The 12,574-nt window shown below is 59.3% G+C and carries 11 protein-coding genes and 1 pseudogene; 4 read left to right on the top strand and 8 right to left on the bottom strand.

Annotated features, from left to right (window positions below; all coding sequences use genetic code 11):
* Positions 1 to 11: 11 nt before the first annotated feature.
* The 3 genes from ACLRGI_RS17115 to ACLRGI_RS17105 all read left to right on the top strand — a co-directional run bounded on the left by ACLRGI_RS17115 (position 12) and on the right by ACLRGI_RS17105 (position 3,782).
* Positions 12 to 629, top strand: a complete 618-nt coding sequence (locus tag ACLRGI_RS17115) for an LPXTG cell wall anchor domain-containing protein (protein WP_419202761.1) — start codon at positions 12 to 14, stop codon at positions 627 to 629.
* A 362-nt stretch (positions 630 to 991) separates the two neighbouring features.
* Positions 992 to 1,357, top strand: a complete 366-nt coding sequence (locus ACLRGI_RS17110) for a VanZ family protein (RefSeq protein ID WP_503409138.1) — start codon at positions 992 to 994, stop codon at positions 1,355 to 1,357.
* A 1,312-nt stretch (positions 1,358 to 2,669) separates the two neighbouring features.
* The gene (locus ACLRGI_RS17105; protein WP_419202760.1) at positions 2,670 to 3,782 is read left to right on the top strand and encodes an acyltransferase family protein; all 1,113 of its coding nucleotides are present in this window, start codon (positions 2,670 to 2,672) and stop codon (positions 3,780 to 3,782) included.
* Here ACLRGI_RS17105 and ACLRGI_RS17100 read toward each other — a convergent pair.
* From ACLRGI_RS17100 to ACLRGI_RS17075, 6 genes and pseudogenes are all read right to left on the bottom strand, one after another.
* Positions 3,690 to 4,262 carry an alpha/beta fold hydrolase gene (locus tag ACLRGI_RS17100; RefSeq protein WP_419202759.1) on the bottom strand — a complete coding sequence of 191 codons (573 nt, stop codon included), beginning with the start codon at positions 4,260 to 4,262 and terminating at the stop codon, positions 3,690 to 3,692. The genes ACLRGI_RS17105 and ACLRGI_RS17100 overlap by 93 nt on opposite strands.
* 14 nt (positions 4,263 to 4,276) lie before the next feature.
* Positions 4,277 to 4,810 (bottom strand): annotated as a pseudogene (locus ACLRGI_RS17095) (alpha/beta fold hydrolase); the annotation flags it as partial.
* Between the two features lie 68 nt (positions 4,811 to 4,878).
* Positions 4,879 to 6,015, bottom strand: a complete 1,137-nt coding sequence (locus tag ACLRGI_RS17090; protein WP_419202758.1) for an epoxide hydrolase family protein — start codon at positions 6,013 to 6,015, stop codon at positions 4,879 to 4,881.
* 151 nt (positions 6,016 to 6,166) lie between these two features.
* Positions 6,167 to 7,075 carry an alpha/beta fold hydrolase gene (locus ACLRGI_RS17085; RefSeq protein ID WP_419202757.1) on the bottom strand — a complete coding sequence of 303 codons (909 nt, stop codon included), beginning with the start codon at positions 7,073 to 7,075 and terminating at the stop codon, positions 6,167 to 6,169.
* Positions 7,076 to 7,276: 201 nt separating this feature from the next.
* A complete protein-coding gene (locus ACLRGI_RS17080) occupies positions 7,277 to 8,896 on the bottom strand; it encodes an ABC transporter permease (protein WP_419202756.1) in 1,620 nt (539 codons plus the stop codon).
* A complete protein-coding gene (locus tag ACLRGI_RS17075) occupies positions 8,896 to 9,810 on the bottom strand; it encodes an ABC transporter ATP-binding protein (protein WP_419202755.1) in 915 nt (304 codons plus the stop codon). The genes ACLRGI_RS17080 and ACLRGI_RS17075 overlap by 1 nt, the downstream gene beginning before the upstream one ends.
* 533 nt (positions 9,811 to 10,343) lie before the next feature.
* Between ACLRGI_RS17075 and ACLRGI_RS17070 the strand changes: the two genes are divergently transcribed.
* A complete protein-coding gene (locus tag ACLRGI_RS17070) occupies positions 10,344 to 10,523 on the top strand; it encodes a hypothetical protein (protein ID WP_419202754.1) in 180 nt (59 codons plus the stop codon).
* A 24-nt stretch (positions 10,524 to 10,547) separates the two neighbouring features.
* Here ACLRGI_RS17070 and ACLRGI_RS17065 read toward each other — a convergent pair whose 3' ends face one another.
* Together ACLRGI_RS17065 and ACLRGI_RS17060 are read right to left on the bottom strand one after the other, a co-directional pair.
* Positions 10,548 to 11,930 (bottom strand): TrkH family potassium uptake protein, encoded by a 1,383-nt coding sequence (locus tag ACLRGI_RS17065; RefSeq protein ID WP_419202753.1) that lies wholly within the window; start codon positions 11,928 to 11,930, stop codon positions 10,548 to 10,550.
* A gap of 328 nt (positions 11,931 to 12,258) precedes the next feature.
* The coding region (locus ACLRGI_RS17060; RefSeq protein WP_419202752.1) for an SRPBCC family protein at positions 12,259 to 12,574 on the bottom strand (316 nt) is incomplete at its 5' end.

The following is a 12,574-nucleotide window of genomic DNA, read 5'->3' as shown; positions in this document are numbered from 1 at the left end:
GGGGGACACACATGAGGAAATCTCTTGCAGCGCTTACGCTCGCAGGCTCCATCGCACTTCTCGGCGCAGTTCCGGCCGTAGCAAATAACGCCAATTACCCGGCGCCGAACACCACCGTAGCTGTTTCCGATGCCTCCGTGGCCCCGGGTGAACCATTTGTCTTCAGCGGCACTGGCTTTACTCCCGGTGAGGGCATCACCATTACCGTGACGCCGACGAATACGCCGGCTGCAAGTGGCGGCAGCGTTTCTGCTGGCAGCCTCTCTGTCTCGGCACGCATTCCACTGGCTCCGTCTAGCATCGCGGCGGTCGCTGATGGCAACGGCGCATTCTCCGCTTCGATTGTCATCAATGAACCTGGCGTCTACGCGATAACGGCTACTGGTAACTCCTCCGGCGTCACTGTAGGTCCCGTAACCGTCGTCGTCGGAGGTGCGGCCCTCTCCAACACGGGAGGCAACACCGGGACCGGAACCAATGTGGCGAACACTGGTGTACCGCTAGCCAACACCGGTGCTGACTCTAGCCTGATCCTGTGGTCCCTCGTGGGCGCAGGCGCACTGGCAGCTGGCACGGCATCCGTCGTGGTGGCTCGACGTCGCGCAAAGATCACAGAGGTTTCTGCCTAAATTCGGGCCTGAAACCACCTGAGGGTGGATTGCTAACAGAACTTCTCGTTGGCAATCCGCCCTCTTCCTTTTGTTTCCGCAGGGCAGTCGCCTGTGGTATTCATATGAACTATGGGGCGACATTGGAGAAGGCGTAGGTGGCATTGGGATTTGAGTGTTCCCACATTACGGAGAGCGCATCTACCCTTGGACTTTCCTCGGTACGTACTACTGGGGTTACTGGCTGCAGCAGCCGTAAGCATCAGCGCCTTGGCTATGATGCGAACCTCTTGACGGCTCGCTTACACAAGCCGCTCGCGTGGCGTCTAGGCTTGATTGCCTACGTCCTAAGCTTGGCAACCGTCGGATACTGGCCAAGCCCCGTGGACGAACTAATTCATGGAACTCTCGACGCAATGCTCATGTATCTGCATGGGAACGGCATACCGGGATGGTTTGATTACCGCTTCGTTGAGGCCTCGGCCAATGTGATTCTGTTTGTTCCATTTGGCGTTCTCACAGCTATGGCCTTGCCGCGGAAAACTTGGCAGCAACTTGCCGGAATCGGGCTAATAGCATCATTATGCTTGGAAGTGGGCCAACTTGTATTCATCACAGCTCGCTTTCCGACTGCTATGGATGTTGTCACAAATACGGCAGGTGCTGTAATTGGACTAGCCTTCGCGCGGCTCGTCACTCCACGAGAATTTCAAGGGCAAGCAGAAGTGAAAAATCCGCTTCAGCCTTAGGAGCACAACCGGTGCTCGTCTGTGCATGCTTGGAGGGCTCCGACGAGAGTCTGCCCTGCCACGAGCCCTTGGAGTCAACGGCCAGTCGCTGCCCCAAGTACCCTCCCTACGGGGAGCACAAGATATTCACCGACGGATATTAAAGGGATCCAGCAGCCCACTATGTCCGTGCGTCCGTGAATGAGTAGCCTAGTCGTTTTCGTGAACGCGACCACGGGCCGCGCATGTCAGGAGCAATGAGTACCTGTATTGGTGGAAGAAGGTCAATCAAGCGATCGAGCCTTTGCCAAGATTCACCCAGGCGTGCGAAAGCAGCTGTCGCTTAACCCTGTCGTCATCGGCTATCCGTTCCCGGCGTTCTTGAAAAAAGAAAAGGTCGTTCCCCTGCTCTAGGCGACAGCACTGAGCTCGGAGCTCAGGGTCCCACACTCCGCCAACAAGTCCTTCCCCGCTATACCGCTGATCCATTACCTAAGGAGTTCGCGCAAATTTCAAAGTCTCACAGGAAACAATATGCGGATTTTTGGAAGTAGCCTTAGGATATTCTTGGCGGCACGCCTCCCTACAAAATGTTGCCCAAACAGAGGCGTGCCGCTGCCCCATCTAACCTTGTTCACACTGGTGCCGGCCCAAAATCACCGTACAAGATTCGGAATTCAGCTCGTTGAAGGGACAGGAGATCTCTTGCCGTATGTAGACATCAACCCTCACAAAACAGGACCCAAGTGGCCCGCTTACGTCGGGGTTGCGATACTTCTCGTCGCAACCGTTGCAATGGTTATTCTGGCGCTAGCAACCCACTAGACGCGAAGCCTCTGAAACAGCCCGCGATCCCCTCAAACCTCTGAGTGTGGAGGCCCCCGTCAGGGGCTGGCATCGCGGTACAGTTGGTGCCGCTTGCGGTCTGTGGATGATGCCGATCGAGCCACTCTAGGATCCGATTTGTTATCCCGGACCACTAACTGGAGCCGCGGCCGGATCTCCTGTGGGAAAACTGAACCAGCTCAAGATCGAGGCGTGTCTTGATGTTGCCATCTCCAGGTAGTAAGCCAACCACGCAGGGGAGCACCTCCGTGACTGCCACCGGCGACGTAAGTGTCCGGAGCGTGGCAGTCAGGCCACTCCCAATTACACAAACCATCGTCCCTTCTTAGGCTGCTGATCGCTGATGTTAGTGATGCCCTAGTTCATCTCTGGTAGACCACGGAAAAGCACACTCAATTGTTCGAGACGCCTTCATGTCCTGACCTCATGTCGTTCCTAAGCCCTTCCGCGTTATAGACTCCAGCGTGAGTCATAGAATGGGGGCACAATGAACCTTGCCCGTAGCCGCCTACAGATTGTGGACTATTTTCGCTTCGCCGCCGCGTTAATGGTTGTCGCCTACCATTACCTTTTTGCTGGAATAGCAAACGGAAAAGTTGACTCTATCTCACACTCCGGGGCTGTTGTCATTGCGAAATATGGGTACCTTGGGGTCGACTTTTTCTTCTTGGTGAGTGGCTTCGTAATTGCTGCCTCCGCAACCGGAAAAACCGCTAGGCAGTTTGCGGTGGGAAGGGCACAGCGCCTGTACCCAGCATTCTGGGTGGGCATGCTATTGACTGCTGCTGTCGCAGCATTTCTAGGTGACGACGAGATGTCTGTCACGGCAACTCAAGTGCTGGCGAACCTGACAATGATGCCAGAGTACTTCGGCCAAGGGCCTGTCGATGGCGTCTACTGGACGTTGATGCTAGAACTGAAGTTCTACGCCTTGGTGTTCGTGCTGGTCCTGCTCCGGCAAGCCCCACGCCTTAGCGTGTACATGTCTATCTGGGCGCTAGCCATGGCCGCACTGACTTTCGTCGCGCCTGATACTGCTGATGGCGGCACATTTACCGGTGGTTACTACCTGCTGTTTGCGGCTGGCGCAATTATCTCAGCTGTCCGAACCGAGGGCTGGAATCCTCTGAAAGCTGTAAGCCTTATAAGTGCGTATGTGGCAGTCATTCCTGCCGAGCTTCGTCGCGCCGCAAAGATCGAGTCTGACTGGGCTCCGGGACTCTCGCAAGCCTTCGTCCTGATTCTCGTGACAGTGTTTTTTGGACTGCTAATGCTCACCCTTAACCGCCAAGTGTCTGAGCTGCAATTGCCCGCAGCGCGGACGGTGGGGGCACTCACGTACCCCGTTTACCTTCTCCATGCCCATATTGGATACATGGTGCTAGACCGCTTTGCCAACGATGAAACGAAATGGTCGTATTATGCGGCGTTACTCTTCGTTGTGTTGGCCTTCTCATACTTCATTAACGAGGTAGTAGAGGTCTCCGGCAGAAAATACTGGAAGCTGTTATTTGAGAGTACGCTGGGGTCCGCTGTCCAACTGCTCAACTCGGCAAGTGGCCGCATCCGTAAGCCAGTACGGCGGACACCCGCTGCATAATGGGCGAGGCAGCGCATAAATCTCGCCCAATGATCTGTCGACTGAGGACTCCATGAACATCCCAAGTCGAGCGGGGCTGTGCTGGTGCACGTTATGAGGGAGAACCACACTGGCTGCTTCCTGACTGCACGGATAAGTGAAATCCCGTAATTCGTTTGTAATTGGCGGCTCCCTCTTTAGTGGCCGCCAATTTTCCGGTGGCACAATCAGACACACCGCAGGGTTTACGGGCGTTTGAACAACTCCCCAAGAAAATCTCGTCACATCCCCCGCCACTCGCTCCGGACACTCCCAGAGCACCAGGTGACCGGTCCCCCCGTAGATCTGCAATCGTGCACCCTTGATGCGGCCAGCCAAGGTTTCTTGGTGCTGCCGCGGCACCAAGTGATCGTGGGCACCCCAGAGCATAAGTGTGGGGAGATATCGCCCGTTTCCGTCGGTGGAACGGCCTCGTAATAACCTTGCAGTGAAGCCTTCCAAATTGAGGCTGGCATAGCGAGACCGTCCCTTACCCGGTCTTCGACGTAAGAGGCCGGCACGGGGTGCAGCAATCTGTACCAAGACAAAGACTCCCGAACCCAGTTCTCTGGGACCGGATCTTTTAGCCGCTCGACTTCGTCTGCAAATGGTGGCTTCTCATGCAGGCTCAGGGGTGCGCCTACCAACGTCAGGGATGCAACAAGATCCGGATGCGTGACAGCGAGTTGCTGTGCAACATAACCTCCGCTGGACGAACCTAGGACGTGCGCCCGTTTGATGCCCAAGGCCTCCAACACGGCAACTACGTCATCAACAAGTTCGGAAAGCGCGTAGCCGTTCTCTGGTTTATCCGCCGCCCCATGACCTCGCAAATCAGGGGCTACAATCACAAACCCAGGCAGCGCGGCAATGAGACGATCGAAACTCCGCCGGGATTCACCCCACGCATGCAAAAGCAGCAGTGGCGCGTCGACGTCGTCGGCTGTTTGCTCAAGGTTCCCTTGCACGAAACAGGGCACCCTGATCCCGGTGCTCAAAGAGACGGTCATGACCCCGGACTCCATGACCCCAGCGTACGCTCGCGGCCTGTCGGTTGTGCAGCACCAGCTCCTTGGCGCTAGAGAGTGCGCAGAAAAGCCCTGATGTCGTCGGCGAGCAGGGCTGGTTCCTCGTGTGGGGCGAAATGCCCGCCTCGTGGCATGAGCGTGTAACGGGTGACGTTGTACGTTCTCTCCGCCCAACTCCGCGGTGGAGTTGCCAGGTCATGGGGAAACAGCGCTACAGCTGTGGGAACCTCCACGCGATCGACGCGAGTAGTAAAGCCGGCCGCGAATTCGTAGTACGGGCGGAACGAGGTGCCTATTGAGTTGGTGAACCAGTAAACAGAGGCAAGCGTTGCAAGGTAGGTATCACTGAAGCGGTTGGAGACATCTCCCCCGCAGTCACTCCAAGCCCGATGCTTCTCCAGAATCCACGACAACAGACCACCCGGCGAATCAGACAACGCCGGAGCCAGGGTAAGAGGCCGGGTCTGCTGCTGGTGCTCATACGCACCCTCCTCAGCCACCCAGGACTCGACTCTCTTCAAGTGCTCGCGCTCCTCCTGGGTAAGCGTTGCAACGTCAAACTCACGGGGTGCCGCTACCGCTAGAAGGTGAATGCCCGCGACGGCTTCCGGGTGCGCCTGCGCGAGCCGGGACGTAATCCCGGCACCAAGATCACCACCATGAGCTGCATACCGGGCGAACCCCAGATGGTCGGTCATCAACCGATGCCACAGTTCATGCGTTTCGTCATTCATGCTTGGGCGCTGAGGAGAAAACGGCAACCCTGGAAGAGCCGGAACGATCACTGTGACGGCGGAAGCAGGATTACCTCCGAACTGGGACGGTGTGGCTAGCCGACGAGCAAGGTCCACTAGTTCCAAGGCAGTGCTCGGCCAGCCATTGGTCAGCACGATGGGGAGGCCACCGGACACTTCCGCGTCAAAACGGAGGTAGGCAACAGGTGTACCGTCCAGGTCAGCGGTGTACCAGGGCAGCGCCTCAATCAGAGCCTGCTGCGCGTCCCATTCGAAGTCGTCAGCCCAGAATCTGACCAGGCGCCGGAGCTCAGTAAGGTCAGTGCCCGCCTCCCACCCCGTAGATGGGCCGAGCGGAGAGGGCCAGCTTTCGGGCCATCGAGTGTCCCGGAGTCTGCGTCGTAGATCCTCAATATCTCCCCTGCTCACGTCGATGATACGAGCATCAGCCACGGGCACTCCATTCACGTTGTAAGAGGTCTTCAACCCCTCAAGTGTCACATGCCGATGTTGCTCCATCGGCTGGCGGGAAGGGCCGTACTGCGCTCTTCACCAGCAGCGTCTGGTGTCGTCAGCCCTACCTTCAGCGCCGCCGTCGTACGCTTTATCGCCACCCCGCCTCCCACTCCCTAACCCCATCAGCGATCTCCCCCGCGTGCGTGTGGTGGAGGTAGTGCTCGCCGGGGAGGGGCACCACTGTGCCGTTGGTGACGCTCGCGGCCTGGCGGTGGTGCAGCTCGAGCCACTCCGGGGTCTGTTTGTTCTCGGCGACCACGAACAGCAGCAGCGGCAGCTCCTTCGGGAAGCCCGTGCCCAGCGCGCGCTCGAAGTTGCTCTTGATGTGGCCCATCTCGTTGAGGTAGGTGGGTGAAAGGGAGTTCTTGTTGCTGAGCATCTGCATCTGTTCACGGGCATGGTCGGTGTAATCGGAAAGGTCGCTGGCGGCGGAAGCAGCGGTCATCAGCCGGAGCAGGCCGAGGTTCTTCGCTGCGGACATCAGGCCCATGGGGAACTGCGTGTCCATGCCCGGCTGTCCGGGGACGCTCGTATCGATGCCGACGCACGCCGTCACCTCCTCCGGGTAGCGGGTGGCGTATTCGATGCCGTAAAGGCCGGCGATGGAGTGACCCATCAGCGTGTAGCGGCTGATGTCCAGCGCCTCGAGTGCCCCGTGAACCTCCTGCACGATGTTCTCCGTGGTCCGCTCCTTGTCCGTGCCATCGCTCAGGCCGTAACCGAAGGGCTCCACCACAATCACCCGATGGTCCGTGGCAAGGTCCTTGACTAGCGGCCCGAAATCCAGGACGGGCGACGACGTACCAAAACCTGGCAGAAGCACCACGTTCTCCGGCCCTGCTCCTGTGACCAGGACGTTCATGTTGCCGCCGTCAACGGCCACCCTCTGCCCGTAGGACTCGATCCTGTGGCTCTCCCCCTCAGTCGCCACAGCATTCACCACGCTGGTGGTCGCCAAGCCGACCGCCAGCACCGCACCAACCGCAGTGACCCCCACGAGCAACTTCCTAAGGAACCTCTTCAACCGCGCCTCTCCCAGAGCACACCCTGCGCCCCCGGTATCCAGCCTCGCTTGCTACGGCGCTGAGCGCGTCACCCCCAGGTGTTCACTTGCGTACTACTTTCGCCGTACATCCGGATCATCCTCAGGATGAAGCGGCCCGCCCTGACCCCGGGCTCGGCTGAGAATTGGAGCCGCTCACACAGTGAGGTCGCGGTGCCTCAGCAGATAGCAAGCGATTCCGGCTCCGACCAGAGCAATGCCAGTCATGGTGAGAGCGGCTCCGGGGTCGAACGCTTCCACCGGCATCGCCGCTGTGTGGCGGAACGGGCTGAGGTCCTGAAGCCAAGCAGGCAGCTGCATCAGCTCGCCGAACTCCCCAAGGATCAGCCCTATGGCCAGGAAGCCCCACCCCACGTCGATACTCTTCCGCGGAATAGTCGCGAATGCCACCGCAGCTACGGCGACGAATACGACGGCGGCCGGTACGTGAGCCAGCGCGGCACCTACCAGCAGTCCCGGCGGCCCGCTTCCAACCCCGGAAAGGGCAAGCCCCACGGTAGCTGCGGACCCGGCAACCAACGCGACTGTCAACGCCGAAGCAGCGGCAACCAGCAGGTTCGCGGCGAGCCAACGCGCCGAGGAACGTGGCGTGGCAAGAAGTAGCTCGGCCCGTCCCTCGGCTTCTTCGGCACGGAGCCTCATCACAACCTGGATCCCGGCCGCCGCAGCGATCACCCCTCCGAGACCGAGCAACGCGGTGGTGAAAACATCGATGAGTTCTCCGCCACCCCCAGGGATCAGCCGGAGGATCAGCTCCCGGAGTGACTGATTGTCACCGATGATGTTGCTGACCACCGGTCCCAGGCCGCCGGCTATGCTGCCAAGCAGCGCCGCGAAGACACACCAACCCAGCAGGATGAACCGCTGTTGGCGTAACGCCAAACCCACAAGCGAAACACCCCCGACGGCGGCCCGGTCCCGTCCAGCGCGGTCGGCCAGAAGGCTCTCCCCCAAGTCCCTCCGACTCCGGAACGCGACTACAGCCAAAGCCAGGACCAAACTCAAAACAGTCAATAGCACCAGCGGCGTTGGATCGGCCGCCGAGAAAGGCCTGGAACGTTGACTCCAGCCGATGGGCGAGAGCCACGAGAACCACCCGCTGGTTACGTGAGTCAGGTCAGCGGACGGGGTACCAAAGGCATCGCCGATGCCGCGCGTGAAATAGGCTGCACCCACCAAGGCAGCAGCTGCACCGTTGGCTGCCCTCCCTGTTGGCATGATCTGCGCAACCACTGCGCTAACAGCCACAAAGAACACCCCAACAGCACCCACGGCGGCGCCTGCAGTGAAAGCCCCGGTTGCTGGCAGACCCGCGGCCACGAAACCCACTGACACGCACAATGCCAAGACTAGATTCGCAATGCCGCCCAAGATCAGGGTGGCCGTCAAGGGTGCGGCACGGCGGACCGGGACGGAACCAATAAGTTCGGCCCGGCCAAGTTCTTCATCGGTGCGCGTGTGCCGGATCACCAGAAACGTGCTCATCAGCCCTGCCAGGACAGCGGTGAAGGCATAGCCCTGGAAGAACACCACCGCTCCTATTCCGGTCCCGTCCGGCAGTCCACGGATGAACAGGAATGCCGGGCTTGCTCCGGCCACGGTGATAATCGCAACTCTGGACGCTTCGTCGGCGAATTCAGTGGCCACAGCGTTGGAAATAATGAACCCAAGGAATGCGATCCCCAGAATCCAGGCTGGCAGCAGGGCTTTCTCCATGCGCGCCTGGGCCAGGAGCAGTGCAGCGGTGCCGGACATCAGCGAACCTGGCTCTTCTGGTTTTCGAGGCTGTAGTGGCTCAGGAAGAGAGACTCCAGCGACGGCGGGGATACGGTTAACCCGGTGATCCCGGCAACTGCGATTGCCTCCAGCACAGGGGCAAGATCTGCCGGTTCAACATCGAACTCAACAACGTCTCCCGTTGTGCTGACATCCTGCGCTTCGGGCAAGGCGGCCAACAATGCAGCGTCGGCTGCCTGAATACGGAAATGAGTGAGCTTCAAATGGCGCAGCTGCGCGAGTGTCCCTGATTCCACAGCACGTCCGGCCCGGATGATGGTCACCCTTTCACAGAGCTGCTCAACCTCGCTGAGGATGTGGCTGGAAAGCAGCACCGTGGCCCCATCTGTTGTGACCCGCTGGACGTGCCGGCGGAACACGGACTCCATAACAGGATCCAAACCGGCGCTGGGTTCATCCAGCAGATACAGGCGGGCCGGACGAGCGAACGCCGCGATCAACGCCACCTTCTGGCGGTTTCCCTTCGAATAGGTCCTGGCCTTGCGCCGCGGGTCCAACTCGAACTCCTCAATCAGGTCACGACGCAGCTGTTGGTCGGCTCCGCCGCGGAGCGCGGTGAGAAGATCGATGATTTCCCCTCCGGACAGATTCGGCCACAAGCTCACGTCCCCAGGAACATAAGCGACTTCCCGGTGGGCACCAACCGGGTCCTGCCATGGATCCAAGCCGAAAACCCGTGCGGACCCAGAGCTCGGCCGCATTAGGCCCAAAAGGATACGCAGTGTGGTTGATTTTCCTGCCCCGTTGGGTCCAAGGAAGCCATGAACTTCGCCTTCAACGACCCGTAAATCCAGTCCATCCAAGGCACGGGTCCTGCTGAACTTTTTGGTGAGCTGCACAGCTTCAATGACGGATTCTGATGGTGATGGCATAGCGGGTCCTGTCCCTCGGTCCAAACGACCGAAGCGGATGCCAGGGCCGTTCCGCGGGCGTAACACCCAGCGGGCCGACCAGGCTTCCCGGCTCTCCGAATCACCAGCCTACGTCTGCCGGGTCCCGCCGGGAAGAGGCGCGTACGAATCGCAGCAGCACGAAGACCAGATCCGGACTCTGAGTTGGACGATCCCGTCCAGGCCCGCTTTTAGGGGCACTGTCTAAGCAGATTCCTTCGGGGTTAGGTGTCAATACAGTTAGGCCGCGGGGCCGGACAACTGTATTTGGGTACCTTGTCCGGCCCCGGCCTGCGGTTCGTACAACCGCCAACTATTGGGGGTTTATTGGTGGTCGTTCGTGAGCCGCTGAGTTCAGTAAAGCCCGTTGGATACGGTCTGAGCACGAGTAGTCGGTACTCGTCTTTCAGGCTTATCCGATAGCCCGCTACTTGCTGTTCGGGCTCTTTTCCGTGATTTTTCGCACCTTGGATGTCGTCCCACTTTGCCGACGCCGGTGTGGATACAATTCGCTCATGCAGGCTCTGGTTCTGATGGGCTTTGTCCTGGCGACGGCCGTGATGTGGGTAGGAGTCATCATGACGATGCTCATTGGGCTGCACCGGGCTGAACACCGTGGTGACCGGGAAGCTCCGGAGCTAGCACAGGAGATGGCCCGGGAGAAAAGCGAGGCGCCCCTGAGAGGGCGCCCCTAACGCTTCGAAGCCATGCCTGGCTAGTCACCCGATAATCGGCCGCTCTTCGGGCAGCTGGAACAATCTCGGCCGGGAGGCCAAGGCGATGGCTGAGGCAACCGTGATGGTTCCGATTCGGCCGGTGAACATCAGGGCCATCAGTACCCATTCGGCAGTGGGCGGCAGGTTGTACGTAATCCCTGTACTCAGGCCTACTGTTCCGAACGCGGAGATGGTTTCAAACAGCACTTTCTCCAGGCTGTAGTCGGTGGTCATGAGGAGCAGCAGTGTCCCAAGGATGACGGCTCCAACGCCAAGCAGTGCGACGGTGAGGGCTTGGCGTTGGGTGGAGGAACTGATGGAACGGTGCGCAATGGTAACCTGCTCGCGACCACGGATCTCGTTCCAAATGGCGAAGCCCAGAACCAGGAACGTGGTGATCTTGATACCACCAGCCGTTCCTGCGCTGCCTCCGCCGATGAACATCAGCACATTAGTAATCATCAGTGTTTCCGGGGTTGCCACCCCGTAGTCGATGCTGTTGAAACCTGCCGTTCGAGGGAACACGCCGCCCGCCAAGGAGCCCAAGATCTTCCCTCCAAAGCTCAACGGCCCGAGGGTCTCCGCGCGGTTCCACTCGAAGGCAGCGAACAGGACTGTGCCCAGTGCAAGCAACAGCAGCGAACCAAAGATGGTCAGACGGAGGTGAATGGTCCAGTTCTTGAACTTGGGACGTTCCCTGAACAATTGGATGATGACCGGGAACCCGAGCCCTCCCGCAACGATTGCGGCGCAGATGGGGACGATGATCCAAGGGTCGTCCGCGAAGCTGATCAGGTTATCGCTATACAGCGCAAAACCGGCGTTGTTGAACGCGGAGACGGCGTGAAAGACGCCGTGCCATAGCGCCGTACCGGGGTTGTCGTCATACGCGATCCAGAAGCGTACCGTCAGGATGAGTGCCGTGATGGCCTCAAAGACAGCCATGATTTTCAGAACCCGGAACAGTACGGACTTAACATCTCCGAAGTTCAAGGTGTGGGTTTCGGATTGCGCCACGAGTTGCCCGCGGAGGCCGATTGTCTTCCTAACGAACAAGGCCAGCAGGGTTGCCAAGGACATAATCCCGAACCCTCCCACCTGAATGAGTCCCAGGATCACCACGTGCCCGAACGGGGTCCAGTAGGTGGCCGTATCCACAGTGATGAGACCGGTGACGCAGACTGCTGAGACGGCGGTGAAGAACGCCGTGGTGACCACATCCCCGCCCTCGCCGGTCCTCGATATTGGCAGCATCAAAATTCCGGCACCGAGGACGATCACGGCCAGGAACGCCAAAGGCACCAACCGGACAGGGTGTAGCAGCGCCGCCTTGAAACGTCCACCCTCGTGCTCAATGGCCTGCAACACCGGGCGCCTACGGATCATGGGGCGTTCTGCCGTGGGCAGTTTTTCCGGGGCACGCGTCATCTGACCTGTACCCAAGGATGTTCGAACAACTGGATCCCTTTCCGGACAGCTCTTTACCTTCAGAGCTCTTGCCGAAAATAGCACCGATATAGAGGCGCCAGCGGGGAAACGGAGATTTCTTGACGAATCCTTAACGCCGGCCATCACTACACGGTAGTCACAGCCACGGATTGGCAGCCTGCACTTCATGAGGCTGTGGAGCGACCGTTGCAGTGATGATCCTGCTCATCACCGAGCAGCAGCTCCTCACAGAGGTGCAGGGATCCGCCTACGCGAAGGAAGCCAATTACTCCCTTTCCTTCTCAGCCGCAGCCCTCAGGTCTGCCGCGAACTGCGTAAAGCTGGCATCAAAGGACGGAATCTTCGAGGCGAAGAGTGGAAAGATCGGACTACCGATTTTCTCGGTCATCTCAAACCGTGACCGGCCGTCGTTGGTCTCCGTGATGGTGTACACCCGGGTACCCATGGCATCACCCCAGGCGAGCTTGTTAGGCGCCTGAAACTCCTTGACTTTGAGCTGGAAAGTGCGGCTGGGATCCAAGGTGGAGACCAACTCAATTTTCGATCCCGGGGCGATTTCAGGCTCTTCAGAATTGAGGGTG

This window comes from Paenarthrobacter sp. PPS72 (assembly GCF_048537125.1).
Classification (GTDB): Bacteria; Actinomycetota; Actinomycetes; order Actinomycetales; family Micrococcaceae; genus Arthrobacter; species Arthrobacter nitroguajacolicus_E.
The sequence above is the reverse complement of the archived record's forward strand: the minus strand, read 5'-3'. Positions and strand labels throughout refer to the sequence as shown.

Coding starts and splice junctions, on each gene's coding strand:
- ACLRGI_RS17070 (WP_419202754.1), top strand. CDS start 10,344: ATGCAGGCTCTGGTTCTGATGGGCTTTGTCCTGGCGACGGCCGTGATG.
- ACLRGI_RS17105 (WP_419202760.1), top strand. CDS start 2,670: ATGAACCTTGCCCGTAGCCGCCTACAGATTGTGGACTATTTTCGCTTC.
- ACLRGI_RS17115 (WP_419202761.1), top strand. CDS start 12: ATGAGGAAATCTCTTGCAGCGCTTACGCTCGCAGGCTCCATCGCACTT.
- ACLRGI_RS17080 (WP_419202756.1), bottom strand. CDS start 8,896: ATGTCCGGCACCGCTGCACTGCTCCTGGCCCAGGCGCGCATGGAGAAA.
- ACLRGI_RS17075 (WP_419202755.1), bottom strand. CDS start 9,810: ATGCCATCACCATCAGAATCCGTCATTGAAGCTGTGCAGCTCACCAAA.
- ACLRGI_RS17065 (WP_419202753.1), bottom strand. CDS start 11,930: ATGATCCGTAGGCGCCCGGTGTTGCAGGCCATTGAGCACGAGGGTGGA.